This window comes from Cellulosimicrobium cellulans, from assembly GCF_001722485.1.
GTDB classification, from domain to species: Bacteria; Actinomycetota; Actinomycetes; order Actinomycetales; family Cellulomonadaceae; genus Cellulosimicrobium; species Cellulosimicrobium cellulans_A.
Genome location: NZ_LWGL01000007.1, coordinates 1 through 26,127, shown reverse-complemented (window position 1 = coordinate 26,127; position 26,127 = coordinate 1). Strand labels below are relative to the sequence as shown.

The following is a 26,127-nucleotide window of genomic DNA, read 5'->3' as shown; positions in this document are numbered from 1 at the left end:
CGGCCCCACGCCGAGATAGAGGGTTCTCTCCGAGATAGAGGGCGATTGCCCTCTATCTCGGTGGATTCCCTCTATCTCGCGGACGACAGGGCGGTCAGTCCGACGCCGGGCCGAAGCGTTCGGTCTTCACGCGGGCCGGGTCGTGGCCGAGGGCGACGAGCGTGCGCGACACCGCCTCGACGAAGCCCGTCGGCCCGCACACGAAGCACGCCGGCTCGAGCTCGGGCGGCCATCCCCACGCGGCGAGCTCGGCGAGCGTCAGCCGCCCGGGCTCGCGCCGTGCGTCGAGCGGTGCGGCGCGCGTGAACGCCACCTGCACCTCCAGGCCGTCGCCCGTGCGGGCGAGGCGGCTGAGCTCGTCGACGTACAACCGGTCGTCCGGCGTCCGTACGGAGTACACGAGACGGAACGGCGTGCGGTCGCCGTCGTCGCGGCGCGTCCGGATCATCGCCATGAGCGGGGCGAGCCCGGACCCGCCGGCGGCCAGCAGGACGGGCGTCCCGGCGTGCCGCTCGGGCGACCACACGAACCACCCGCCGATCGGTCCGCGCACCTCGATCGCGTCGCCCACGGTGAAGGCGTCGGTGAGGTACCCGGAGACCTCGCCGTCGGGGACGCGCTGGACGGTCACCTCGACGCGCGCGGACGCCGCGGCGTCGCTCGCCGGGCCGGCGATCGAGTAGCTGCGCTCGGCCGTGTACCCGTCGGGGGCGGTGAGGCGCAGGTCGAGGTGCTGCCCGGCGAGGTGCCCCGGCCAGTCCGGGACCTCGAGGACGAGCGTGCGCGCCGTCGGACTCTCCGCCCACGCGTCGACGAGCCGGGCGACGCGCCAGCCCGACGGCATGGCGTAGCGCGCGCCGAGGCGCAACCCCGTGCTCGTCCCCGTCCCGGTCGACGGGCCCGAGGGCCCCGAGGACACGGCCTCAGTCACCCTGGTACCTCTGCTCGCGCCACGGGTCGCCGAGGTCGTGGTAGCCGAGCTGCTCCCAGAACCCCTGCTCGTCCATGGGCATGAGCGTGATGCGGTTGACCCACTTGGCGGACTTCCAGAAGTACAGGTGCGGCACGAGGAGCCGGGCCGGGCCGCCGTGCACGGGGTGCAGGGGCGCGCCGTCAAACGTGTGCGCGATCCACGCCTTCCCACCCAGCAGCTCGGAGACCGGCAGGTTCGTCGTGTAGCCGCCGTACGAGCCGATCATCGCGAAGTCCGCGGTCGACTCGACGTCGGCGAGCAGGGTGTCGAGCGAGACGCCGCGCCACGTCGTGCCGAACTTCGACCAGCGCGTCACGCAGTGGATGTCGACCGTCGGCTCGTCCTGGGGGAGCGCCATGAGGTCTGCCCACGTCCAGGAGCGGGCGTCGCCCGACTCCGTGACGACGTCGAGCCGCCAGGTGGCCGTGTCGACGCGCGGGGTGGGGCCGGCGGAGAGGACCGGGAAGCCGGTCTCGACGTACTGCCCGGGCGGCAGGGCGACGCCCTGCGGCCGCGGGCGACCGTGGAAGCCTGGGGTGAGGGTGGCCATGGCTCACGGTAGACCCGCGCCCGGCGCCGCGTCACCGGTCGGACGGCGGCCCGTCGTCGCCGGGCGGTGCCGCCACGAGACGGACGACGGCGTCCCGCAGCCACGCCCGGTACGCCTCCCGGGACCAGCCCGCGCCGTCGACGAAGTGCGCGTACCCCTCCGGCGCGAGGAGGTAGGACAGGGTCTCGGCCGCGACGTCGCGCGGAGCTCTGAGCGAGAACCCGTGGGCGACGAAGAGGTCGACGCTCGCGCGCAGGTCGGCACGCCGCCGCTCGAGGAGGGCCCTGAGCTCGGCCGCGACGGCGTCGTCCGACCGGGCCGCGGTCGTGAACGCGGACCACAGCCCTGCGGCGCGCTCGTTGGCGGTCGCGACGAGGTCGACGACGCCGTCGAGGAACGCCTCGGGCTCCTGTGTCGCCAGGACCGCACGGCCCTCGGGGCGCTCGGCCAGCGACTCCCGGCCCTCCGACCCGGCGAACGTCACCTCGAACGCCGCGAGCAGGAGCGCGCGCTTGGGGCCGTGCGCCTTGACCGTCTCGAGCGACACCCCGGCGCGCTCGGCCACGCGCGCGAGCGTCGTCCGCTCGTAGCCGTGCTCGCCGAGCTCGGCGGCGGCCGCGCGCACGACCCGGTCGCGGGTGCGCGCCGCCTGCTCGGCACGCAGGTCGGACGTGTAGGTGCGGCGGACCACTATTGACTACCCCCAGATGGTGGTGAATACTCCGAACGGTTACCGATTTTGCCACACGCCCGGACGGCCCGGTCCGCGCGCTCTCCCCGCACCCGCGCCACCCGTCCTCGAAGGGTCTCTCCCATGGCCTCCGTCCTGCTCTGCTCCACCCCGGTCCACGCCCACGTCACGCCGCTGCTCGCCGTGGCCCGCGGCCTCGTCGCCCGCGGGCACGACGTCCGGTTCCTCACCGGCGCCCGGTTCGCCGACGCCGTCCGCGCCGCCGGGGCGCGCCACCTGACGCTCCCGCGCGCCGCCGACTTCGACGACCGCCGCCTCGACCAGCACTTCCCCGGCCGGGAGGGGCGGACCGGGATCGACGCCATCCGGTACGACATGCTCGAGATCTTCGTCGGCCCGGGCGTCGCGCAGCACCGGGCCGTCCTCGAGGCGCTCGCGGCCGAGCCCGCCGACGCCGTGCTGGTCGAGCCGCTGTTCCTCGGTGCCCTGGGACTGGCGGCCACCCCGCGCACCGCGCGTCCGCCGCTCCTCGCCCTCGGGATCTTCCCGCTCGGGCTCACGAGCGACCGCACCGCGCCGTTCGGCCTGGGCCTGACGCCCGCCCGCGGCTCGCTCGGGGTGCTGCGCAACCGCGCGCTCCAGCGCGTCGTCGAGCGCTCCCTCGCCCCGGCCCAGCGCGCGGCGGACGACCTCGTCCGCGCCACGGGCCACGACCCGCTCCCGGGCCTCTTCCTGAGCTGGCCCTCCCACGCGGACGTGGTCGTCCAGCTCACCGTCGAGGAGTTCGAGTACCCGCGGCCCGACGTCGCGACGCCCGTGCGCTTCGTCGGGCCGCCCGCGCCGTCGGGCACGACGCCCGCGACGGAGCTGCCCGACTGGTGGGGCGACCTCGACGGCGGGCGCCCGGTCGTCCACGTCACGCAGGGCACGGTCGCCAACGCGGACCCCGGACAGCTCCTGCTGCCCACGCTCCACGCCCTCGCGGGTGAGGACGTCCTCGTCGTCGCCGCCACCGGTGGCCGGCCGGTGGAGACCCTCGGTGACCTGCCCGCCAACGCGCGCGCCGCGGAGTACCTGCCCTACGAGCTCCTGCTCCCGCGCACGTCGGCGTACGTGACGAACGGCGGCTACGGGGGCGTGCACCACGCGCTGCGGCACGGTGTCCCGCTCGTCGTCGCGGGCCGCACCGAGGACAAGGCCGAGGTCGCGGCGCGCGTCGCGTGGTCCGGGGCCGGTGTCCGGCTCCGCACGAACGCCCCGCGTCCCGCGCGGGTGCGGCGCGCCGTCCGCCGGGTCCTCGACGACCCGTCCTACGCACGGGCGAGCACCCGGCTGGGCGAGCGCATCGCCGCGTCGCCCGGGACGGACGGGGTGGTCGACGTCGTCGAGGAGCTCGTCGCGAGCCCCGGCCGGACGGCGCGCGCGGGCGGGCGGTAGGCCGGGCCCGCGGAGCCCCCGAGGTACCCGCGGCGGCCCACCGGGCACGCCCTGTTCACCCGGCCGTCGGCTCCCGCTCGGTCGGTTGCCACCTCCCGTGCCTAGCGTCGTGGGCGCGGCACGCGGCCGCGTGCCCGTCGTCGGAGAAGGGAACGGACCCGTGAACCGTCGTACCCCCGCCCTGGCCGCCGCGCTGGCGGCCCTGCTCGCCTGCGGCACCGCTGCCTCGTCGAGCGCCGCGCCCGCCGAACCGCCGCCCGGGTCGGACCTCCCGGCGTTCGACGTGCAGGCGCACCGCGGCGGCGTCGGGCTCCACGTGGAGAGCTCCGTCGCGTCGTTCTCGGAGGCGCTGCGCATGGGCGTCACGACGCTCGAGCTCGACGTGCAGATCACGCAGGACGGCGAGGCGGTCGTCACGCACGACCGGCGCACGAACCCCGCCGTCTGCCGCGACACCGCGCCCGCGACGCCGGGCGACCTCGAGTTCCCGTACGTCGGGCGGTACGTCAAGGACCTCACGCTCGCGCAGCTGCGCACCCTTGACTGCGGGTCCGTGACGAAGCCGCAGTTCCCCGAGCAGCAGCCGTCGCCGGGCGCCCGGATGATGCTCCTCACCGAGGTGTTCCAGCTCGTGCGCGACCACGGCGCCGACGACGTCGTGCTCAACGTCGAGACCAAGGTCGAGGCCGGCGCGCCGCACGAGACGGCGCCGCGCGAGCAGTTCGTCCAGGTCGTCACCGACCTCGTGCGCGAGTGGGACATGGCCGACCAGGTGACGATCCAGAGCTTCGACTGGGGTTCGCTCATGCGCGTGCGGGAGGTCATGCCCGAGCTGCCGATCGTCGCGCTGACGAACGGCCAGCAGTTCCTCCAGGTGGGGATGCCCGGGGCGTCGCCGTGGCTCGGCGGCATCGACATCGATGACTTCGACGGTGACCTCGTCGCCGCCGTCGACTCGTTCGGCGCCGACGCGCTCTCGCCTGTGCACGGCGACCCGCAGAACGGCTCGATCGAGGACCCCGGCTACGTGCCCTTCACGACGGCGGAGCTCGTCGCCGACGCGCACGCCGCGGGCATCCGGGTCGTGCCGTGGACCGTGGACGACCGCGCGACGATGGAGCACCTCGTCGACCTCGGCGTCGACGGCCTCATCACCGACCGGCCCGACGTGCTGCGCGACGTCCTCGCCGACCGCGGGTACGACCTCCCGGAGGGCCACACGTGGGCGGGCGAGACGGAGCTCGTGGACCTCGTCGCGGACGCGCGGTGCCTCAACGGCCGCGCGTACGTCGCGGTGCACGCCGTCAACGGCGAGCCGTCGCCCGTCGACGTCCGCCTCGCCACCGCGTACGGCGAGGTCCGTCGGACCGCCGTGCGGCCGGACGTCGCCGCGTACGGCACGGTCGCCGCGCGCACGACGAGCGTGCCCGCGGGCGAGGTGACGGTCACCGCGTCGCCGGGGGCCGGCGTCGGGCACGACGCGGCGCGCACCGTGCCGTACGACGGCGTGACCTGCTGAACCGAGCCGACTGCCGTCCTCCGACCGGGCGGGCCGCGCGTGTCACACGCCCGGCCCGCCCGGTGTCTTGATGCCGAACGCACCAGACACCAGGAGGAGCCATGACGAGCACGACGAGCACGACCAGCACGACGAGCACGGCGGGCGCCGCACGGGTGCCCGCGATCGAGATCACCGGCCTCTACGGCGCGGCGGTCAGGACGTTCAGCCGCAGGATGCTCGGCCAGGTGCCCGACTCGGCCGGCGTCCTGTGGAACCACCCGAAGGTCTTCAAGGACTTCATGGCGCTGGGGCGCCGGTCCGAGAAGTGGGGCGAGCTCGACCCGACCCTGTCGACCTTCGCGCACATGGCCGCCGCCGCGGCCGTCGGGTGCAGCTTCTGCCTCGACCTGCACTACTTCCTCGCGCACGACCACGGGCTCGACGAGGTCCGCGCCCGCGAGGTGCCGCGGTGGCGCGAGTCGGACGTCTTCACGCCCACCGAGCGCCGCGTCATGGAGTACGCCGAGGCGATGTGCCGCACCCCGGTCGAGGTCGGCGACCAGCTGTCGGCCGCACTCCTCGACGAGCTCGGGCCGGCGGCGCTCGTCGAGCTCACGGCGAAGGCCGCGATGATGAACGCGACCGGGCGCATGAACATCGCGCTCGGGATCCGCTCGCAGGAGTTCGCGGCGTCGTGCGGGCTCCCGCCGCTCGCGAGCCGCGCGACCGGGGCCGGGGCCGCCGGGGATGGCAGTCTGACCGCATGAGCGACGACCCGTTCGTCACCCACCGCAGCCTGCTCTTCACGGTCGCGTACGAGCTCCTCGGCTCGGCGGCCGACGCCGAGGACGTGGTGCAGGAGACCTGGCTGCGGTGGGCCGGCGTGGACCGGGCGGAGGTCCGCGACGCACGCGCGTACCTGGTGCGCGTCGTCACCCGCCAGGCGTTGAACCGGCTGCGCACGCTGGCCCGCCGGCGCGAGGACTACGTCGGCGAGTGGCTGCCCGAGCCGCTCCTCACCAGCCCGGACGTGGCCGACGACGTCGAGCTCGCCGAGAGCGTGTCCATGGCGATGCTCACGGTGCTCGAGACGCTGAGCCCGGCGGAGCGCGCCGTCTTCGTGCTGCGCGAGGTGTTCGACCTGCCGTACGACGAGATCGCCGAGGCCGTGGACCGGTCCCCGGCCGCCGTCCGGCAGATCGCGCACCGGGCGCGGGACCACGTGGCCGCGCGACGCCCGCGCGTCCACGTGGACCGGGCCGAGCAGCAACGGGTCGTCGACCGGTTCGTCGCCGCGCTCGAGACCGGCGACGTGCAGGCGCTCATGGACGTGCTCGCTCCAGACGTCGTGCTCGTGCCCGACGGCGGCGGGATCGCGGGTGCGGCGCGTCGCCCGGTCGTGGGCGCGGACCGCATCGCCCGGTACCTCGTCGGGGGCATCGGCAAGGCCCGTGGCGCGTTCGCGATGGAGAGGGCGTGGCTCAACGGCGCCACCGGCCTGCGGGTCGAGGTCGACGGCGTGCTCGCCGCCGCGGTGAGCCTCGTGGTCGAGGACGGCCGCGTCACGCGCATCCTCGGCGTGGCCAACCCCGACAAGCTCGCCCGGCTCGACGCCGAGGCGCCTCTCGCGCGGTAGCCCTCACCGGCCGCGGACCAGCGCGGCGAGCCGCCCGGCCGACGCGCCGGGCGGCTCGCCGCCGGTGACGAACGTCGACGTCGCGAGCGACCGGGTCCCCGCGTCGTCCACCCATCCCGCGAGCAGGTCGTGCCCGTCGCGCACCCAGTCGGTGCCCTTCGACGCGAGGGACCGGCGACGCAGCTCGGCGAGCGCGGCGTCGCGGCCCACCGACGGCAGCACGAGGACGACGTGCGGCACGTCGGCGAGCGCCGCGCGCACCGTCCCGAGGTGCTCGGTGTCGGTGAACGCGGTGTGGCCTGCCCCCAGGGCGACGACGGCGCCGGGATGGTCAGCGACGACGCGGCGCACCGCGTGCGCCCGGGCCGGCTCCCACTCGCGCTCGGCCGCGACCCGCCCGACGGCGCCGACGCGCTCCACGAGGCGCGCCACGCTCCACCCGACCTCGGCGTAGTAGCGGTCGCCGACCTCGTCGACGTCGACGAACGGCACGCCGAGCCGCGCCGCGACGAGCTCGCCGAGCGTCGACTTGCCGGCGGCGGGCGGGCCGATCAGGACGATCGCGGGTGGTCGGCGGGGCACGGCCCGATGCTCCCACGGCGTCCCCGGCGTCGGCGCCATGACCTGCGCAGTCGTCCTGTCGGCGCGGCCTCCGCGGCCTGAAGCGGCCGGATCTCGTCGAACCCGTTCGACAGCGGTGTCGCCAGATCGTGATGTTTCCTCACCCGCGCGACGCTTGCACGAGCTCGAACGAGCGCGCTACTGTCGAACCGGTTCGCAAGGAGGAGGCACAGTGGCCACCATCGGTGACGTCGCCCGTATCGCGGGCGTCTCGCGCAGCACGGCGTCGTACGCGCTCTCGGGGAAGAGGGCGATCTCGGCGGACGTGCGCCGGCGCGTCGAGGACGCGGTGCGCACGCTCGGGTACACGCCCAACGCCGGTGCGCGCGCCCTCGCGACCACCCGGACGATGGTCATCGGTCTCCTCGCCCAGTTCCTTCCCGACGAGTTCGCGCCCGCGATGCTCCAGTACATGCTCGGCGTCTCCGACACCGCGCGGGAGCACGGCTACGACATCCTGCTCGCCACCGACGCGGACGGGACGCGCGCGCTGCGCCGGATGACCGACTCGCGGATGGTCGACGGCGTCGTCCTGCTCAACGTGGCCGAGGACGACGAGCGCCTGCCGATCCTGCGCGCCGCGTCCCAGCCGGGAGCGCTCGTGGGACTGCCCGCCGACTGCAGCGGCGTCGACGTCTTCGACCTCGACTTCGAGGAGGCCGGCCGCCTCATGGTCGACCACCTCCACCGCCTCGGGCACCGCGAGCTCGTGCTCGTGTCCCAGCCCGAGCACGTCGTGGAACGCGGCGGCGCGTACGTGTGGCGCCTGCAGAACGCCGCCCTCGAAGCGGCGCGTGCCCGCGGCGTGACGCTCCACGCGGCGTTCGGCTCGTCGCGCCAGCCCGACGTCGGGCGCGACCTCAACGCGCTGCTCGACGCCCACCCGGGCGCGACCGGGCTCCTCGTCAACAACGAGGCCGCCGCCGCGGCGCTCCCCACGGTCCTGCACGAGCGCGGCCTGTCCGCGCCCGCGGACCTGTCCGTCGTCGGGCGCTACTCGGACGAGTTCGCCCGCACGTTCTCCCTGCCGTTCTCCTCCGTGGAGTCCGCACCCGACCGGCTCGGCCGCATGGCCGTGCGCCAGCTCGTGCGGCGCATCGAGGGGGAGGTGGGGCCCGACGAGCCGCACGTCGTGCGGTTCGTCTCGCCCGAGCTGGTCGACCGGGGCAGCACGGGGGCGCCGCCCCGGCGCACAGGGGCCTAGGTCCCGGACCGAGAGGGGCCGCCACCGGAGCGCGGCCCCCGCACGCCTGGTCGCCGACGTCGTCGGCCGGCCACGTTCAAGGAGGAACATCGCATGCAGAACACGAGGCGCAAGCCCGTCGCCCTCGCGACGACCGCCGTGCTCACCACCGTCACGCTGGCGCTCGTGGGGGCCTGCTCGTCGGGCGGGTCGACCGACAGCGCATCGGGTGACGACTCGACGTACACCTGGTGGGACCCGTACCCCCAGCACGACGGCTCGTCCGACTGGGAGCAGCGTGTCCAGCAGTGCGGCGAGGACGCCGGCGTCACGATCGAGCGCACCGCGTACGACACGACCGCGCTGACGAACCAGGCGCTGCTGTCCGCGCAGGAGGGCACGTCCCCCGACGTCATCCTGCTCGACAACCCGGCCGTCTCGACGCTCGCCGACACCGGCATGCTCACCACGACCGAGGAGCTCGGCCTCGACACGTCCGAGGTGGACGAGAACCTGCTCGCCGCCGGCGTCGTCGACGGCGAGGAGTACGGCATCCCCATCGGCGCCAACACCCTCGCGCTGTACTACAACAAGGAGATCCTCGACGCCGCGGGCGTCGACCCGGCGTCGATCACCGACTGGGCCTCGCTCACCGCCGCGCTCGAGGCGGTCACCGCCGCCGGGCACGAGGGCATCACGTTCGCCGGCATCGGCACCGAGGAAGGGTCCTTCCAGTTCCTGCCGTGGTTCTGGGGCGCGGGTGCCGACCTCACGCAGCTCGACTCACCGGAGGCGGTCGAGGCCCTCGAGCTCTGGAAGGGGTGGCTCGACGCGGGCTACGCCCCCAACTCGGTCATCCAGAACTCGCAGAACACGACGTGGGAGGAGTTCCTCACGGGCAACTTCGCGTTCGTGGAGAACGGCACGTGGCAGGTCAACAGCGCGGCGGAGGCCGGGTTCGAGACCGGCGTCATCCAGCTCCCGGCGCAGGACGGCGGCGTCGCCCCCGCGCCGACGGGCGGCGAGTTCATCGTCGCGCCCGTCCAGTCGGACGAGGCCCGCTACGACATCACCCGCCAGATCGTCGAGTGCATGACGACGCCCGAGGGCTTCGTCGAGACGGCGACGACGTTCGCGTACTACGTGCCCCCGACCGAGGCCGGTCAGGAGCAGCTCCTCGAGGAGAACCCCGAGCTCGAGACCTGGGTCGAGGCCGTGCGCAGCGCCAAGGGCCGTACGAGCGACAACCTCGGCACGGACTACCCGAAGATCTCCGAGGCGCTGTGGGGCGCGGTCCAGGACGCGCTCTCCGGCGCGGCGACGCCGCAGGAGGCCCTCGAGACCGCGCAGGCCGAGGCCGAGTCCGCCACGAGCTGACGCCGCGCGCACCACGCGCGGTTGTGAGCGATCACACCACTCGAGCGAAGGACGAGTCATGACGACCCTCCCGACCGCCGTCGGGACGAGCGAGAGCACCCTGGGAGCGGCGGGCACCACGCCCGCCGCCCCCGGGGAGCGCCGCCGCCGGCGGGGACCGAACGCCAGCCAGTGGGCAGCGGTGGGCTTCGCGGCCCCGCTGCTGGTCTACCTGGTGCTCTTCTACGCGTACCCGCTGTGGCGCAACATCGACCTCAGCGTGCACGACTACAACATCCGGGCGTTCGTCCAGGGCAACGCCGAGTTCGTCGGCTTCGAGAACTTCGCCGACGTGTTCGCGTCCTCGACGTTCCCGACGGCGCTGTGGAACACGGTGGTCTTCACGTTCGTGTCGATCGCGTTCCAGTTCGTCATCGGCCTGGCGCTCGCGGTGTTCTTCCGGTCGAGCTTCCGGCTGTCGAACGTGCTGCGCGCGCTGTTCCTCGTGCCGTGGCTCCTGCCGCTCATCGTGTCGGCGTCCACGTGGGCGTGGATGCTCAGCAGCGAGAACGGCATCGTCAACTCGGTGCTCGGCGCGTTCGGGGTCGAGCAGATCAACTGGCTGACGTCGCCCGACACCGCGCTGGTCGCCGTGACGATCGCGAACGTCTGGCTCGGCATCCCGTTCAACCTCGTCATCCTGTACTCCGGCCTGCAGAACATCCCCGGGGACGTGTACGAGGCGGCGTCGCTCGACGGCGCCGGGGCGTGGCGCCAGTTCCGCAGCATCACGCTGCCGCTGCTGCGCCCGGTCTCCGCGATCACGATCCTGCTCGGCCTCATCTACACGCTCAAGGTCGTCGACGTCATCTGGGTCATGACCACCGGCGGTCCGGGCGACGCGTCGACCACGTTCGCCGTGTGGTCATACCGGGAGGCGTTCGGCACCGGCCAACCCGACTTCTCGCCCGCGGCGGCCGTGGGCAACATCCTCATCCTCGTCGCGCTCGTCTTCGGGTTCCTGCACCTGCAGCTCCAGCGCCGTCAGGAGGCGTCATGACCACGACCCGTCCCTGGTGGAAGACCGTCCTCGGGATCGTCTTCACCGCCGTCATGCTGTTCCCCGTCTACTGGATGGCGAACGTCTCGCTGACCAGGACGTCGGACCTGCGCGCGAACCCGCCGCACTGGTTCCCGTGGGACCCGACGTTCGAGGGGTACACCCGGGTCTTCGAGCAGCAGCTGCCCGCGCTGGGCACGAGCCTGGTCGTGGGTCTCGGCACCGTCGTGCTGACCATCGCCATCGCCGCCCCGGCGGGCTACGCGATCGCCCAGCTCCACCTGCGGGGCCGGCGGACCCTGAACTTCCTGCTGCTCGTCGCGCAGATGATCCCGGCCGTCGTCATGGCGATGGGCTTCTACGCCATCTACGTGCGGCTCGACCTGCTCAACACGATCCCCGGCCTGATCATCGCCGACTCGACGATCGCGGTGCCGTTCGGCGTGCTGCTGTACACGGCGTTCATGTCCGGCATCCCGCGCGAGCTGCTCCAGGCGGCGCGCGTCGACGGCGCCGGCCCGTGGCGCGCGTTCTGGTCGGTCGTCGTGCCGATCAGCCGCAACTCGACCGTCACCGTGGCGCTGTTCGCCTTCCTGTGGGCGTGGTCCGACTTCATCTTCGCGTCCACGCTCAACCGCAACGGCGACATGATCCCGATCACGCTCGGCATCTACAACTACATCGGCAACAACACGACGCAGTGGAACGCGATCATGGCGACCGCCGTCGTCGCGTCCGTGCCCGCCGCCGTGCTGCTCGTCCTCGCCCAGCGCTTCGTCGCGGCGGGCGTCACCGCCGGCGCCGTCAAGGACTGAGCGCGCGCACCCTCGCCGTGCGCACCCTGCACGGCGTCGCGCCCGCCCGGCCCGATCCACCACCGAAGGACTCCTCGTGACCGACCACGCCACACTCACCACGCCGCCCGCCCCGGGCGCGGCGGGACCCGCCGTCGACGCGCGACGGGCGCGACCCGTCGTCCCGCCGACGCCGGGCCGCCGGGGCCTCGGGATCGGCGAGGTCCGTCTCGCCGGCGGGTTCTGGGGCGACCTGCAGGAGACGAACGCGCGCGCGACGTTCGACCACTGCCTCACCTGGATGGAGCGCCTCGGCTGGCTCGCGAACTTCGACGCGGTCGCCGCCGGGAGCACCGAGCGCGAGCGGCCGGGCTGGCAGTTCTCGGACTCGGAGGTCTACAAGCTGCTCGAGGCGATGGCGTGGGAGCTCGGCCGCACGGAGGACGCGGCGCTCGAGGCGACGTACGAGCGGCTCGTCGAGCGCGTCGCGGCGGCGCAGGACGCCGACGGCTACCTCAACACGTGCTTCGGGCACGCCGGCCAGGCGGCGCGCTGGAGCGACCTCGAGCGCGGGCACGAGCTGTACTGCGCGGGCCACCTGCTCCAGGCCGCCGTCGCGCGGCTGCGGACGGCGGGGGAGGACCGGCTCGTCGAGGTGGCGCGGCGCGTGGCCGACCAGGTCTGCGCCGAGTTCGGGGCCGACGGGCGTCAGGGCGTCTGCGGCCACCCGGAGATCGAGGTCGGCCTCGCCGAGCTCGGCCGCGCGCTCGGAGAGCCGCGCTACACCGAGCAGGCCCGCCTGTTCGTCGAGCGCCGCGGGCACGGCACGCTCACGCCGATCCCGCTGCTCAGCCCCGCCTACTTCCAGGACGACGTGCCCGTGCGCGAGGCCGACGTGTGGCGTGGCCACGCCGTGCGCGCGCTCTACCTCGCGGCGGGCGCCGTCGACGTGGCTGTCGACACGGACGACGCCGGGCTCCTCGACGCCGTGACGCGGCAGTGGGAGCGCAGCGTCGAGCGGCGCACCTACCTCACGGGCGGCATGGGCTCGCGTCACCAGGACGAGGGCTTCGGCGACGACTGGGAGCTGCCGTCGGACCGTGCGTACTGCGAGACGTGCGCCGGGGTCGCGTCCGGCATGGTGTCCTGGCGGCTCTACCTCGCGACGGGCGACGTGCGCTACGCCGACCTCATGGAGCGCACCTTCTACAACGTCGTCGCGACGTCCCCGCGCTCCGACGGGCGCGCGTTCTTCTACGCCAACCCCCTGCACCAGCGCGTGCCGGGACAGGACGTCGAGCCCGACGCGGAGAACCCGCGGGCCGAGGGCGGCGTGCGCGCCCCCTGGTTCGACGTGTCGTGCTGCCCGACGAACGTCGCGCGCACGCTCGCGTCGTGGCACACGTACGTCGCGTCGGTCGAGGGCGACGAGCTCACGCTCCTGCAGCACGCGGCCGGGGAGGTCGGCGCGGCGCTCGACGACGGCGGGGAGCTCGCCGTGCGCGTCGAGACGCGGTACCCGGACGACGGCGTGGTGCGCGTCGAGGTGCTCGCCGCGCCGGAGCGCGAGGTGGGCCTGCGCCTGCGCGTGCCGTCCTGGGCCCACGGTGCGACGCTCGCCGCGCCGGGGCAGGAGGCCCGGCCCGTCGCGCCGGGCTGGGCCGAGGTTCGCGGCACGCTGGCGCCGGGCGACGTCGTCGTGCTCGACCTCCCGACGGCGCCGCGCCTGACCTGGCCCGACCCCCGCGTCGACGCGGTGCGCGGCTGCGTCGCGGTCGAGCGCGGCCCGCTCGTCCTGTGCCTCGAGTCGACCGACCTGCCCGACGGCGTCGCCCTCGAGGACGTGCGCGTCGACCCGGCGGTCGCCCCGCGGGCGGAGGGGGACGGCGCCGTCGTGCGCGGGTCCGTCGTCCCGCCCCGCGCGGACCGGCACGGGCTGCCGTACTCCGGCGCGCCGGAGACGGCGACGCCGCGCGAGGAGGTCGACCTGCCGCTCGTGCCGTACCACCGCTGGGCCGAGCGCGGGCCGTCGACCATGCGGGTGTTCCTGCCCACCCTCTGACGCCCGCCGGCACCACCAGGACAGCCGGCACACCAGGACATCAGTCACCGTCATCGTCGAAGGAGACCGGATGAGCACCGCGAGCACCGACCGCACCGACAGCACCGCGGGCCAGCCGCCCGTCCATGTGGACGGCACCCGCCTCGTGTGGCGCGGCGACGGCGAGACGCTCGTCGTCGAGCCGTGGGGGCGCGACAGCGTCCGTGTGCGCGCGACCCTCATGGGCGACGTCGTCGACACCGAGCACGCGCTGCTCCCGCGCGACCAGGTGATGGCCGCCGCAGGCGGCGGTGACGAGCCGGACGACGTGCAGGTCGAGACCCGCGAGGACGGCGCGACGCTCGTCGTCGGCGGCCTGCGCGTCGAGCTGCGCGTGACGCGGTGGTTCCACGAGCCCGTGGGCTACGAGCGCTCACGGTGCGAGCTCGCGTTCTACGACCGCCACGGGAGGCTGCTTCTGCGCGAGCACGACCGCGGCGGGTCTCTCGACCTCGTGGCGCGGCGGTTCCGGCCGCGGCTCGGCGGCGACCTCGAGCTCACGGCGTCGTTCGAGTCCGACCCGGACGAGAAGCTCTACGGGATGGGCCAGTACCAGCAGCACGTGCTGGACCTCAAGGGCTCGACGTTCGAGCTCGCGCACCGCAACTCGCAGGCGAGCGTGCCGTTCGTGCTGTCGAGCGCCGGCTACGGGTTCCTGTGGAACGACCCGGCGATCGGGCGCGCGACCTTCGCGCGGAACCGGACGGAGTGGTACGCCGAGGCCACGCGCCAGCTCGACTACTGGGTGACGTCCGGCGACACCCCGGCGCAGATCACGCGCGCGTACGCCGACGCGACCGGGCACGCCCCGATGATGCCGGAGCGCGGGCTCGGGTTCTGGCAGTGCAAGCTGCGGTACTGGAACGCCGAGCAGCTCCTCGAGGTGGCGCGCGAGCACCGGCGGCGCGGTCTCCCGCTCGACGTGATCGTCGCGGACTTCTTCCACTGGCCGAAGATGGGCGACTACCGGTTCGAGGACGAGTTCTGGCCCGACCCGTCGGCGATGGTCGACGAGCTGCGCGAGCTCGGGGTCGAGCTCATGGTCTCCGTCTGGCCGCAGGTCTCCCTCGAGTCCGAGAACTATGCGCACCTGCGGCGCAACAACCTCCTCGTCCGCGCCGAGCGCGGTCTCGACGTGCAGATGTCCTTCGAGGGGCCGAGCGCGTTCCTCGACGTGACGAACCCCGAGGCGCGGCGGTGGCTGTGGGAGACGTGCCGCCGCAACTACGGCGAGCACGGCGTCCGCACGTTCTGGCTCGACGAGGCCGAGCCCGAGTACGGCGTCTACGACTTCGACGCCTACCGCTACCACCTCGGGCCGAACCTGCGGGTCGGCAACCTCTACCCCCAGCTCTACGCCCGGGCCTTCTGGGACGGGCAGCGGGCCGACGGCGAGGAGGAGGTGGTCAACCTCGTGCGGTGCGCCTGGGCTGGCAGTCAGCGGTACGGCGCGCTGGTGTGGTCCGGCGACATCAGCTCGACGTTCGAGGACATGGCCCGTCAGGTCACCGCGGGCATCCACATGGGCGTCGCCGGCATCCCGTGGTTCACCACGGACATCGGCGGCTTCCACCGCGGGGACGTCACCGACCCGGCGTTCCACGAGCTCCTCGTGCGGTGGTTCCAGCTCGGCGCGTTCAGCCCGGTGATGCGGCTGCACGGCGACCGGCTCCCGTACGAGGAGGTCGAGGCCGCTGACGGCTCGCGCCGCCTGCGGTCCGGCGGGCCGAACGAGCTGTGGAGCTTCGGCGACGAGGTGTACGGGGTGCTCGAGCGCTACGTCCACCTGCGTGAGGCGCTGCGGCCGTACGTGCGCGACGTCATGCGCGCCGCGCACACCGACGGCCAGCCCGTCATGCGCGGGCTGTTCCACGACTTCCCGGGCGACCCCCGGGCGTGGGACGTGGACGACGAGTTCCTCCTCGGCCCGGACGTCCTCGTGGCACCCGTGCTCGAGGCGGGCGCTCGTGAGCGCGAGGTGTACCTGCCTGCGGGCGCGCGGTGGACCGACGCGGCGACCGGCGAGGTGCACGACGGCGGGCGGACCGTCCGGGCGGACGCGCCCCTCGACGTCGTGCCCGTGTTCCTGCGCGACGGCGCGCTGCCGCACGTCGTCGGGCGCACGACCGGCGCGGTGGCCCCCGGGACGCCCGCCTCCTGACCGGCGGGCGCGGGTCAGCGCCCGCGTGCCGCCCGCACGACCCGCCCGCACGAACGCCGTCGAACCGGTTCGACGGCACCCCTCCGCACGACGACGAGACGGAAGGAGGACCAGGGCCCCGGCAGGGGCAGAGCTCGAACGACGACGTCCGAGCGTGCGCCGCACGGCGCGCGACGACCAGAGAGGTACTCGACGATGAGCACGACTTCCTCGCGGCGCTCGCCGCGACGGACGGCGGTCGCGCTGTCCACGACCATGGCGCTCACGGGCGGCATGCTCGGCGGCGCGCTCGCGCTGCCGGCGTCCGCCGAGACGCCGGACCCCGACCTGCACTACACGATGGACGACGTCACGGGGTCCACGGTCCCCGACGCGTCCGGGAACGGCCTCGACGGCACGGTCTCCGGCAGCACCGCCGTGGTGGACGCCGAGGACGGCGGCACCGCGCTCGACCTCGCCGGCGGTGCCGCCGGCGGCTACGTGACCATCCCGCGCGGCGCGCTCGCCGACGCGACCGACCTCACCGTGTCGGCGCGCGTGCGCTGGGACGGCACCGGCGGCGCGTGGCAGCGGGTCTTCGACCTCGGCAGCAGCACCACCCGCTACCTGTTCGCCACGCCGTCGAACGGCGACGGCCGGCTGCGCACCGCGGTCACGACGAACGGCGGTGGCGGCGAGGCGCAGGTCACCGGGTACGGGCCGCTCCAGGCCGGCGACTGGGTCACCCTCACCACGACGCTCGACACCGAGGCCGACCGCGTCACGACGTACCTCGACGGCGTGGCCGTCGCGTCGGCGCCCACGACGATCACGGCGCGCGACCTCCTGACGTCAGGAGCGACGTCGGCCGGGTACATCGGTCGGTCCTTCTACCCCGACCCGCTGTTCGACGGCGCCGTGGACGACTTCCGCATCTACCGGTCGGCGCTGACCGAAGAGCAGGTCACGGAGCTCGTCGGCGACGACGTCCCGACGGCCACCGGGCTGGCCGACGACGCGTTCGACGTCCGTACGACGGTCGGCGTCGCGCCCGAGCTCCCGGGCGCCGTCCGCGGGTCGTTCTCCGACGGCTACGACCGCGACGTCCCTGTCGTGTGGGACGAGATCGCGCCCGAGCAGTACGCCACCACGGGGACGTTCACGGTCTCGGGCGACGCCGCGGGGACCCCGGTCACCGCGGAGGTCACCGTGCACCGCGGTGAGCTGCGCGTCGACCTCGGGACGAACACCGGTGACTTCCTCGGCGGCGCGTCCGGCCTGCTCTACGGCCTGTACGGCGAGGGCATGCCGACGGACAACCTCATCGAGGGCATGAACGTCCGCACGGTGGCGACCAAGGCGCAGGACGGTGCCCAGCACCCGGGGTCCGACGCGCTCGAGGTCGTCAAGCCGCTCGCGGACGCGACGGACGGCGACGTGTACCTGCGCGTCACCGACTACTACCGGGGCTTCCCGTACCAGTGGCCGGGCGACACCCCGGAGGAGAAGCTCGCCGACTACGCGCGCGTGCTCGACGACCAGCTCGCGAAGATCGGCGAGCTCGACCCCGAGTACCGCGACAACCTCGTCATCGAGCCGTTCAACGAGCCCGAGGGCAACATGTTCGGCACCGGCGAGTGGAGCCTCGACCGCACGTCGTGGCTCGACGACCCGACCGACTACTTCGCCGCGTGGGACGAGACGTACCGCACGATCAAGGCCGCGTACCCCGACATGCGGATCGCCGGCCCGGGCACGAGCCAGCTGTTCGGCCAGGTAAGGGGCTTCCTCGAGCACGCCGTCGAGGCGGGCACGGTGCCGGACATCATCACGTGGCACGAGCTCACGCACCCGCAGGCGATCCGCGAGTCGGTCGCCAAGTACCGCGGCTGGGAGGCCGAGGTCTTCGCCGGTACGGAATACGAGGGCACCGAGCTGCCGGTCAACGTCAACGAGTACGCGTTCAACTACCACACGTCCGTCCCCGGCCAGATGATCCAGTGGATCTCCGCGATCGAGGACTCCAAGATCGACGCGATGATCGCGTTCTGGAACATCAACGGGAACCTCTCGGACTCGGCGGTGCAGCAGAACCGCGGCAACGGCCAGTGGTGGCTGTACAACGCGTACGCGCAGATGAGCGGCCACACCGTCGAGGTGACGCCGCCGTTCCCGGGCGAGAACTACACGCTCCAGGGCGTCTCGACGCTCGACGAGGAGCGCGCCGTCTCGCGCACCATCCTCGGCGGGGCCGACGGCGCCGCGCCCGTCGAGCTGGTGAACGTGCCCACCGACGTGTTCGGCGACGAGGTCCGCGCGTTCGTCCGCGAGATCCCGTGGACCGGCCAGCTCGGCGACTCCGAGCAGCCGCGGCACCTCGCCGAGCTCACGCTCCCCGTCGTCGACGGCAAGGTCGTCGTCGAGTTCGACGGCGAGGCGCTCCCGCAGCTCCAGGAGTCCTCGGCGTACGAGATCGTCGTGACGCCCGCGGGCGTCGGCGACTCGACGTCCTCCACGCCGACCCTCTGGCAGGGCAGCTACGAGGCCGAGGACGCCGCGCACACCGGTAGCGGCTACTCGCTGAACGGCCCGGAGGGCTCGCCGTCCGACGTGGGCAAGTTCTACACGTCCGGCGGATACGACGTGGGCGGTCTGCGCGCGGGCTCCGACGTCGTGCTGGACTTCGAGGTCACCGTGCCGCAGGACGGCACCTACGACCTGTCGGTCTTCGCCAACAGCCTGAACACGTACGGCCTCGTGCAGGAGCAGGGCCCGACGAACGTGTTCGTGCGCGTCGACGGCGAGCAGGAGCAGGAGATCTTCCTGCCGCTCGGCTACAAGTGGGTGGTCTGGGACCACGCCGACACGACCGTCGACCTGACGGCCGGCACGCACACCATCTCCCTCGCGGCGCAGAGCACCCAGGGGAACGGCTCGACGCAGGGCGACGCGATCGTCGACCGCATCACGCTGTCGCTCGCCAACCCCGACGCGACCACGGCGGTCTACGAGGCCGAGCTGGCCGCGACCGAGGGCGGCGAGCCCGTCTATGGAGCGCCGGACGGAGCATCGAGCGATGTCTCCGGCTCGGGGACCGTCAGGCTCGGCGAGGGCGAGTCGGCGACCTTCTGGGTCTACGGCGAGCGTGACGCCGAGGCGACGTTCGGCGTCGACCTCCTCATGGGCGACGACGGCACGCTCACGGTCAACGACCACGACGTGCTCGACCTCGCCGACGGCCAGCAGGTCGCGGCGCACCTGCAGGGCGGCGTCAACGAGGTGGTCATCACCGGCGGCGCCGACGGGCTCGTGCTCGACCGGCTCACCGTCGCCCCGGGCGAGGGCGTCCTGCCCACGGCCGACTACCAGGCGGAGGACGCCGACCTCACCGGGTCCGCGGCCGTCGTCGACCTGTCCCTCGCCGAGGGCGGCCAGGCCGTCGCCGGCGTGGGCGGTGCGCCGGGGAACGACAGCTCGCTGACGTTCCACGTCGACGCCACCGAGGCCGGGCCGCACGCGGTCGTGTTCCGCTTCTCCAACCCGGAGCAGGTGGACGGGACGCACTACAACCCGAACCCGGTCGCGCGGCACGCGGACATCTCGGTGAACGCCGGCGACGCGCACCGCGTGCTGTTCGTCCCGACGTTCCACGAGAACAACTTCTGGGAGCGCACGGTCGTTCTCGACCTCGCCGAGGGCGAGAACACGATCTCGCTGCGCTCCGAGGAGGCGACGAACTGGGACGGCGAGACGTACGCGTCGCAGACGTGGCCCGCGGACTACAACCTGCGGGCCGACGAGGCGCCGATCGTCGACCGCATCACCGTCTCGCCGCTCAGCGCGACGGCGTCGACGCCCGCCAGCCCCGTCGAGGTCACGGCCCAGGCCCGCTGCCTCGCGGGCAAGGCGTACGTGGCCGTGCGCGCGACGAACACGTCCGACGCGGCCGTCGCGGTCGAGCTCTCGACCCCGTACGGCTCGAAGGCGTCGGACGCTGTCGCACCCGACGCGAGCCTCTACCAGGCGTTCGCCGTCCGCTCCGCGGGCGTCGACGCCGGTGAGGCGACCGTCACCGCCGGCGGCGTGACCACCACGCACGCCTTCGACGGCGCCACCTGCGGCTGACCCACCGGGCCGAACACGACGTTGGTGCCGTTATCCGCGGGATAACGGCACCAACGTCGTTCTGGGCCCTGGGAGCGGGTGAGCCACCGGCGCGGGGCAGGAGGGTGGCACGTCCCGCCCCCCTGACGCGCGGACGCTCGCTGCTCCCGGCTCAGCGCTCAGCGCTCAGCACTCGATGACGTTGACCGCGAGGCCACCCGTCGACGTCTCCTTGTACTTCGTCGACATGTCGGCACCCGTCTGGCGCATCGTCTCGATGACGGTGTCGAGCGAGACGACGTGCGAGCCGTCGCCCTGGAGGGCGAGCCGGGCGGCGGAGACGGCGGTGCACGCGGCGATGGCGTTGCGCTCGATGCACGGCACCTGGACGAGCCCGCCGACGGGGTCGCACGTGAGGCCGAGGTTGTGCTCCATGGCGATCTCCGCGGCGTTCTCCACCTGCGCCGGCGTGCCGCCGAGCACCGCGCACAGCGCGCCGGCCGCCATCGAGCACGCGGACCCGACCTCGCCCTGGCACCCCGCCTCGGCGCCGGAGATCGACGCGTTGCGCTTGTACAGCGCGCCGATCGCGGCGGCGGTCAGGAGGTACGTGCGCATGGCCCGACGGCGCCGCTCGCCGTCCGCGGCGACGTGCGGGTGGGTCCGCAGGAAGTGCCGCCCGACGGCGGGGATGATGCCTGCGGCGCCGTTCGTGGGCGCGGTGACGACGCGACGCCCGTCGGCGTTCTCCTCGTTGACCGCCATCGCGAACGCCTGCAGCCACTCGATCGTCGTGTCCTCGCCACGCTCGTCGGCGGCCTCCAGGCGCTCGCGCTGCGCGCGGGCCCGGCGTCGCACCTTCAACCGCCCCGGCAGCACGCCGTCGCGCTCGAGGCCCGCGTCGACGCACGCGCTCATCGTGTCCCAGATGCGGTCGACACCGGCCTCGACCTCGGCGGCCGGGCGCAGGGCGACCTCGTTCTCCCACGCGATGCGCGCGACCGACAGGCCTTCACGGGCGCACAGGGCGAGGAGCTCGGCGGCGTTCGCGAACGGGAAGGGCACGTCGTCCGCGTCGGCGGCGCGGTCGGCCGCCTCGGCGTCGAGCGCTGCGCCGACCTCGTCGGCGGTGAGCACGAAGCCGCCGCCGACCGAGTAGTACTCCTGCTCCGCGACGACCGAGCCGTCGGTCGCGACGGCCGTGAACCGCATGCCGTTGGGGTGGCCGGGCATCCGCGTCAGGGGCGCGAGGCGGACGTCGTCCTGCGTCACGACGACCTCGTGCCGGCCGAGCAGCGGCAGCCGGACCCCCTCGCCGAGCTTCTCCCAGCGGCCGGGGACGAGGTCGGGGTCGCACGTCTCCGGGTCCAGCCCGACGAGCCCGGCGACGACGGCGTCGGGCGTGCCGTGGCCCACGCCGGTCGCCCCGAGGGACCCGCACAGCACCACGCGCAGACCGGAGACGCGGTCGAGCTCGCCACGTTCCTCGAGCCCCGCGACGAACGCTCTGGCCGCCCGCATCGGCCCGACCGTGTGCGAGCTCGACGGGCCGAGGCCCACCGAGAACAGGTCGAGGACGGACACGTACGGGCTCATGCCCCCATCGTCGCACCTTGTCTCACGATGTGGGCGCCGGGCGATGGCGGCGCCGCGGCGGATCGAGTTCAGGCGGACCAGTCCCTGCGGAGCGAGGACGAGGCGGGGCGAGGACTACGCGGACCGCCTCGTCACCACCGGGCACGTCGCGAGGTGGTCGTCGACGAGCCCGCACGCCTGCATCGCGGCGTACGCGGTCGTCGGGCCGACGAACCGGAAGCCCTCCTTCTTCAGCGCCTTCGACAGCGCGACCGACTCGCTCGTCCACGACGGCACGTCGGTCCACGTGCGGGGGCGCTCGTCGCGCGGGGGAGGGGCGAAGGACCAGAACAGCTCGTCGAGCGTGCGCCCGCTCTCGTGCAGCGCGAGCAGCGCACGGGCGTTCCCGATCGTCGCCTCGATCTTCTGCCGGTTGCGGATGATCCCCGCATCGCTGACGAGCCGGGCGACGTCGTCCTCGCCGAACCGTGCGACCGCCGCCGGGTCGAAGCCCGCGAACGCCTCGCGGAACGCGGGCCGCTTGCGCAGCACCGTGATCCACGACAGCCCGGACTGGAACCCCTCGAGCGCGAGCCGCTCGAACAGCGCCTCCTCGCCGTGGACCGGCACCGCCCACTCCGTGTCGTGGTACTCCTCGTACAGCGCGTCGCCGTCGCCGAAGCAGCGGGCTCCGGGCGGGGGAGCGGCCGGGGCGTCGTCGGGCGCGGCGAGGGGGGTCGTGGGCTCGGCGGAGGCGTCGGTCGTCATGGCGTCACTCTGCCCCGCACGGCCGACACCCGACCACCACCGACCGCGCCCTGTGGAGCGGACGGCCGACGACCCGGGCTGTGCACGGTCAGGCCTCGTCGTCCGGCGCGTCGACGGTCACCGCCGCGATCGCCCGGAGCGCGGCGAGGTGGCCGGCCAGGGCGGCGCGACCCGCGGGCGTCACGCTCACCCAGGTGCGCGGTCGCCGTCCGACGCGGTCCTTCGCGAGGGCGACGTACCCGGCCGTCTCGAGCGCCGACAGCTGCTTGGACAGCGCGGAGTCGCTCAGCTCGACCGTGTCCCGCAGGCCGCGGAAGTCGGCCCTCTCGACCCCCGCGAGCGCCGCGACGAGCGAGAGGCGCACGGGGGACTGCAGGAGCTCGTCGAGGTCGTGCCGCGGGTGGCTCGCCGCGGCGGTCATCGCGCACCGGCCGGGACGTCGGCGCCGGTGTCGGCGGCCGTCTCGGCAGCGGGGGCGGGCCACCACGCCGCCGCGAGGAGGGGGACGGCGCTCACGACGGCGGCCGGGACCCAGTAGCGGGCGTCGCCCGCGAAGACCGTCAGCCCGACGGCGAGGAGCGCGCCGTACGTCGCCGCCCACAGCCCGGCCCCGATCCCGATGCGCCGACCCGCGACGGCCAGCGCGAAGCCCTGGCGCCGGGCCCAGGTCACGCCGACGGCGACCAGCGCGCCCCACACGGCGAGGCCGACCACCATGCCGACGCGGCCGCCCAGGCCGATCGCCGCGACGAGCGCCACGCTGCTCGCCGCCCAGCCGCTGAGGTAGATGCGGACCCAGCGCCACGCGGCGGCACGCGTGCGCGTCGTCAGCTCCGCGGCGCGGGCCAGCTGGGTGCGGGGGTCGAGGGCGTCGGGGGTTCCGGAGGTGCTCATGGGTGCCATCGAAGCACGTACTTTCCGTAGCGGCAAGTACGTGCGCAGGTGCCAACTCCCCATCGGGAAGCGCGTCGGACGTCGCCCGAGCGGTGCAGACTAGGGCCGGCCCTGTCCGCCGAACGAGGAGATCGCATGTCCGACGCCGCCCTGTCCGCGCTGTCCGCGGCCGTCCGGGCAGCGCCCGAGAACGCGCCGCTGCGGGTGAGCTACGCGTCGCTGCTGCTCGCGTCCGGGCGGGCCCTCGAGGCCGTCGAGCACGCGAGCGTCGCGCTGCGCCTGGACCCGACGAGCGCCGAGGCGGTCGACCTCCTCCAGCGCGGCACCGCGGAGCTGTCCGCGGGCGCGCCGGCCTCGACGGTGGCGCCCGCATCGACGGTCGCGCCCGCCCCGACGGTGGCGCCCATCCCTGACGCGGCCCCCGGCTCCGGAGCCACAGCCGTCCCGCCGGCGGCCGTCGGCGCCGACGCGCCGGGCGACGTCGACTGGACGCGCCTCGAGTCGGAGCTCGACCTGCGCGTCCCGCCGCCGTTCGTCACGGACGGGGCCTCGACGTCTCCCGCCCCGCGACCCGTCCCCGCGCGCGACGACGAGCCCGACGACGGCTCGGGCCTGCTCGAGGTCTCGCGCGAGACGGTCACGCTCGCCGACGTCGGCGGCCTCGAGCCCGTGAAGAAGCGCATCCGCGAGGCGTTCCTCGAGCCCATGCGCAACCAGGCGATCGCGCGGGCGTTCGGCAAGTCGCTGCGCGGCGGACTGCTGCTCTACGGTCCGCCCGGGACGGGCAAGACGTTCATGGCACGCGCGGTGGCGGGCGAGCTGGGCGCGCGGTTCCTCACCGTGACGCTCGCGGACGTCCTCAGCCGCTGGCAGGGGGAGTCGGAGCAGACCCTGCACGACATCTTCCAGCGCGCCCGTCGCATGGCTCCCGCGGTGCTGTTCCTCGACGAGGTCGACGCGATCGGCGGCAAGCGCGCCCAGTACTCGGGCTCGTCCGGCATGCGCACGATCGTCAACCAGCTCCTGCAGGAGATGGACGGCATCGGCTCGGACAACGACGGCCTGTTCGTCCTCGGCGCCACGAACCACCCGTGGGACGTCGACACGGCGCTGCTGCGCCCGGGCCGGTTCGACCGCGTCGTGCTCGTCCTCCCGCCGGACGAGCCCGCGCGCGAGGCGATCCTGCGCCACCACCTCGCGGGGCGACCGGTCGCGGGCATCGACCTGCGGGCGATCGCCGCGCAGACCGACGGCTTCTCGGGCGCCGACCTCGAGCACCTGTGCGGCTCGGCGGCGGAGAAGGCGATGATGGACTCGATCGCGTCCGGCGAGGTGCGCCCGGTGACGATGGACGACGTCCGCGCCGCGCTGCAGGAGGTCCGGCCCTCGACGACGGCGTGGCTGCAGTCGGCGCGCAACGTCGTGACGTTCGCCAACGCCGACGGCCGCTACGACGACCTCGCGGCGTACCTGCGCGCGCGACGCATGCTCTGAGGCGGGCCGGGTGAGCACCACGACCGACCCGTCGGCCGTCGTCTCGCGCGCCGAGCTCCTCGTCCAGATGGGGCGGCCCGAGCGCGCGCTCGACGAGGTGGACGCCGCGCTCGCCGCGACGCCGGACGACCTGCGCCTCCTGGCGACGGCTGGGTGGGTGCGCCTGCGCCTCCAGCGCTCCGCCGAGGCGGTCCCCCTGCTCGAGCAGGTCGTCGCGGCACAGCCCGACGCGGACGGCGCCCTCTACCTGCTGTCGATCGCGCAGCAGAACACGGGCGACGTGGTCGCTGCGCGCGAGACGGCCGCCCGCGCCCTCGAGCTCGACCCGGACGACGCGCGCTACCACCTCCAGCTCGCCGACGTGCACCTCCTGGGGAAGGTCCGCCGGCAGGACCGGGCGCTCGCGCGCGAGCGCATCGCGTCCGCTCTCGAGCTCGCCCCCGAGCATCCCGACCGGCTGCTCACGGCCGCCCGGCTCCGGTCCCGTCTCGGCGACGACGCCGGGGCGCGCCAGCTCGTCGAGCGAGGCCTCGCCGCGGCGCCGGACCACCCCGACCTGCTCTACGCCCACGCGAGCCTGTCGCCCGACGCGGGCGCGAGCGCGCGCGGGCTGAGCGGCGTCCTCGCGCTCGACCCGGACCACGCCGAGGCCGGGTACCTCCTGCACCTGCGCGTGTGGCAGGAGCTCCTGCGGCTCGTCGCGACCTCGGTCATCCTCATGGGCGCGGCCGCGCTCGTCGTGACGCTCGCGATGAGCGACTCCCTCGTGGGGTCCGTCGCGATCTGGGGCTGGGTCCTCGTGGTGTGGGTGGGGATCACGGCGCTGCGCACGCTGCCCGTGCTCCGGCGCGTGCCGCGGGCGCTCGTGCGCCGGTCGCTGCGCGCGACCCCGACGGGTCGTGCGACCGGCTGGATGGTCCTCGTCGCGTGGTCCGGCGTGCTCACGGCGCTCGTGCTGCTGCTCGTCGTGCGTGACGCCGTCGTCGTGCGCTGGGCGCTCGTGGTGCTCGCCGTGGCGGTCGTCGCGGCCGGGACGGTCTCCGCCGTCGGTCACCGGGCGCTCCTGCTGCAGGCCCACGAGCTCGGGTACCTCTCGCCGGACGCGGTGGGCCTCGCGCGGGTCGGCGCGCTGCGCGCGGGCCTGCGCCGGAGCCTCGTGCGCTGGGGCCTCCTGCTGGCGCCCGTCGCCGTCGTGGTCGCGGCGGTCGGTCCCGGCACCCTCGCCCGGCCCGACGCGCGGGGTGTCGCC

At 74.1% G+C, this 26,127-nt stretch carries 21 protein-coding genes; 13 read left to right on the top strand and 8 right to left on the bottom strand.

Features of this window, described 5'->3' with window-relative positions:
• Window positions 1-94: 94 nt before the first annotated feature.
• The 3 genes from JZ5iCDA_RS01830 to JZ5iCDA_RS01820 are packed head-to-tail and all read right to left on the bottom strand — an operon-like array spanning window position 95 to window position 2,214.
• On the bottom strand, window positions 95-931 hold the full coding sequence (locus JZ5iCDA_RS01830) for a ferredoxin reductase (RefSeq protein ID WP_253181910.1): 837 nt from the start codon (window positions 929-931) through the stop codon (window positions 95-97).
• Window positions 924-1,523: a sulfite oxidase-like oxidoreductase gene (locus JZ5iCDA_RS01825; protein WP_069385563.1), complete on the bottom strand. Its 600-nt coding sequence runs from the start codon at window positions 1,521-1,523 to the stop codon at window positions 924-926. Before JZ5iCDA_RS01825 ends, JZ5iCDA_RS01830 begins: the two co-directional genes overlap by 8 nt.
• Before the next feature lie 31 nt (window positions 1,524-1,554).
• Window positions 1,555-2,214: a TetR/AcrR family transcriptional regulator gene (locus JZ5iCDA_RS01820; protein ID WP_171905266.1), complete on the bottom strand. Its 660-nt coding sequence runs from the start codon at window positions 2,212-2,214 to the stop codon at window positions 1,555-1,557.
• Window positions 2,215-2,337: 123 nt separating this feature from the next.
• Between JZ5iCDA_RS01820 and JZ5iCDA_RS01815 the strand changes: the two genes are divergently transcribed.
• The 4 genes from JZ5iCDA_RS01815 to JZ5iCDA_RS01800 all read left to right on the top strand — a co-directional run bounded on the left by JZ5iCDA_RS01815 (window position 2,338) and on the right by JZ5iCDA_RS01800 (window position 6,788).
• Window positions 2,338-3,651 (top strand): glycosyltransferase, encoded by a 1,314-nt coding sequence (locus JZ5iCDA_RS01815; protein WP_069385561.1) that lies wholly within the window; start codon window positions 2,338-2,340, stop codon window positions 3,649-3,651.
• 160 nt (window positions 3,652-3,811) lie between these two features.
• Complete coding sequence (locus JZ5iCDA_RS01810; protein ID WP_069385560.1) at window positions 3,812-5,170, top strand: glycerophosphodiester phosphodiesterase family protein; 1,359 nt, start codon at window positions 3,812-3,814, stop codon at window positions 5,168-5,170.
• Between the two features lie 101 nt (window positions 5,171-5,271).
• Window positions 5,272-5,919, top strand: coding sequence for a carboxymuconolactone decarboxylase family protein (locus JZ5iCDA_RS01805; protein WP_069385559.1), 648 nt, complete (start codon window positions 5,272-5,274; stop codon window positions 5,917-5,919).
• Window positions 5,916-6,788 carry an RNA polymerase sigma-70 factor gene (locus JZ5iCDA_RS01800; protein WP_069385558.1) on the top strand — a complete coding sequence of 291 codons (873 nt, stop codon included), beginning with the start codon at window positions 5,916-5,918 and terminating at the stop codon, window positions 6,786-6,788. The genes JZ5iCDA_RS01805 and JZ5iCDA_RS01800 overlap by 4 nt, the downstream gene beginning before the upstream one ends.
• A gap of 3 nt (window positions 6,789-6,791) precedes the next feature.
• On the opposite strand, the gene JZ5iCDA_RS19560 is transcribed toward JZ5iCDA_RS01800, so the two are convergent.
• The gene (locus JZ5iCDA_RS19560; RefSeq protein ID WP_171905265.1) at window positions 6,792-7,370 is read right to left on the bottom strand and encodes a shikimate kinase; all 579 of its coding nucleotides are present in this window, start codon (window positions 7,368-7,370) and stop codon (window positions 6,792-6,794) included.
• Window positions 7,371-7,581: 211 nt separating this feature from the next.
• On the opposite strand from JZ5iCDA_RS19560, the gene JZ5iCDA_RS01790 reads away from it, so the two are divergent.
• The 7 genes from JZ5iCDA_RS01790 (at window position 7,582) to JZ5iCDA_RS01760 (ending at window position 20,168) form a co-directional block, all read left to right on the top strand.
• The gene (locus JZ5iCDA_RS01790; RefSeq protein ID WP_069385556.1) at window positions 7,582-8,613 is read left to right on the top strand and encodes a LacI family DNA-binding transcriptional regulator; all 1,032 of its coding nucleotides are present in this window, start codon (window positions 7,582-7,584) and stop codon (window positions 8,611-8,613) included.
• A gap of 93 nt (window positions 8,614-8,706) precedes the next feature.
• Window positions 8,707-9,969 carry a sugar ABC transporter substrate-binding protein gene (locus tag JZ5iCDA_RS01785; protein WP_069385555.1) on the top strand — a complete coding sequence of 421 codons (1,263 nt, stop codon included), beginning with the start codon at window positions 8,707-8,709 and terminating at the stop codon, window positions 9,967-9,969.
• 58 nt (window positions 9,970-10,027) lie between these two features.
• Window positions 10,028-11,008, top strand: a complete 981-nt coding sequence (locus tag JZ5iCDA_RS01780) for a carbohydrate ABC transporter permease (protein ID WP_069385554.1) — start codon at window positions 10,028-10,030, stop codon at window positions 11,006-11,008.
• Window positions 11,005-11,823, top strand: coding sequence for a carbohydrate ABC transporter permease (locus JZ5iCDA_RS01775; RefSeq protein WP_069385553.1), 819 nt, complete (start codon window positions 11,005-11,007; stop codon window positions 11,821-11,823). The genes JZ5iCDA_RS01780 and JZ5iCDA_RS01775 overlap by 4 nt, the downstream gene beginning before the upstream one ends.
• Window positions 11,824-11,899: 76 nt before the next feature.
• Window positions 11,900-13,864 carry a glycoside hydrolase family 127 protein gene (locus JZ5iCDA_RS01770; protein ID WP_083259544.1) on the top strand — a complete coding sequence of 655 codons (1,965 nt, stop codon included), beginning with the start codon at window positions 11,900-11,902 and terminating at the stop codon, window positions 13,862-13,864.
• 70 nt (window positions 13,865-13,934) lie between these two features.
• Window positions 13,935-16,064 carry a glycoside hydrolase family 31 protein gene (locus JZ5iCDA_RS01765; protein ID WP_083259543.1) on the top strand — a complete coding sequence of 710 codons (2,130 nt, stop codon included), beginning with the start codon at window positions 13,935-13,937 and terminating at the stop codon, window positions 16,062-16,064.
• 195 nt (window positions 16,065-16,259) lie between these two features.
• A complete protein-coding gene (locus JZ5iCDA_RS01760) occupies window positions 16,260-20,168 on the top strand; it encodes a LamG-like jellyroll fold domain-containing protein (RefSeq protein WP_069385552.1) in 3,909 nt (1,302 codons plus the stop codon).
• A gap of 165 nt (window positions 20,169-20,333) precedes the next feature.
• Here JZ5iCDA_RS01760 and JZ5iCDA_RS01755 read toward each other — a convergent pair whose 3' ends face one another.
• The 4 genes from JZ5iCDA_RS01755 to JZ5iCDA_RS01740 form a co-directional block, all read right to left on the bottom strand.
• Complete coding sequence (locus JZ5iCDA_RS01755; RefSeq protein WP_069385551.1) at window positions 20,334-21,743, bottom strand: L-serine ammonia-lyase; 1,410 nt, start codon at window positions 21,741-21,743, stop codon at window positions 20,334-20,336.
• A 114-nt stretch (window positions 21,744-21,857) separates the two neighbouring features.
• A complete protein-coding gene (locus tag JZ5iCDA_RS01750) occupies window positions 21,858-22,490 on the bottom strand; it encodes a DNA-3-methyladenine glycosylase I (RefSeq protein WP_069385550.1) in 633 nt (210 codons plus the stop codon).
• Window positions 22,491-22,578: 88 nt separating this feature from the next.
• The gene (locus JZ5iCDA_RS01745) at window positions 22,579-22,911 is read right to left on the bottom strand and encodes a winged helix-turn-helix domain-containing protein (protein ID WP_069385549.1); all 333 of its coding nucleotides are present in this window, start codon (window positions 22,909-22,911) and stop codon (window positions 22,579-22,581) included.
• Window positions 22,908-23,384 carry a hypothetical protein gene (locus JZ5iCDA_RS01740; RefSeq protein WP_069385548.1) on the bottom strand — a complete coding sequence of 159 codons (477 nt, stop codon included), beginning with the start codon at window positions 23,382-23,384 and terminating at the stop codon, window positions 22,908-22,910. The genes JZ5iCDA_RS01745 and JZ5iCDA_RS01740 overlap by 4 nt, the downstream gene beginning before the upstream one ends.
• A 135-nt stretch (window positions 23,385-23,519) precedes the next feature.
• Here JZ5iCDA_RS01740 and JZ5iCDA_RS01735 point away from each other — a divergent pair, with 135 nt between their 5' ends.
• Both JZ5iCDA_RS01735 and JZ5iCDA_RS01730 read left to right on the top strand, forming a co-directional pair.
• Window positions 23,520-24,878: an AAA family ATPase gene (locus tag JZ5iCDA_RS01735; RefSeq protein WP_069385547.1), complete on the top strand. Its 1,359-nt coding sequence runs from the start codon at window positions 23,520-23,522 to the stop codon at window positions 24,876-24,878.
• Between the two features lie 10 nt (window positions 24,879-24,888).
• A partial coding sequence (locus JZ5iCDA_RS01730; protein WP_139122911.1) for a tetratricopeptide repeat protein occupies window positions 24,889-26,127 on the top strand: 1,239 nt, incomplete at its 3' end.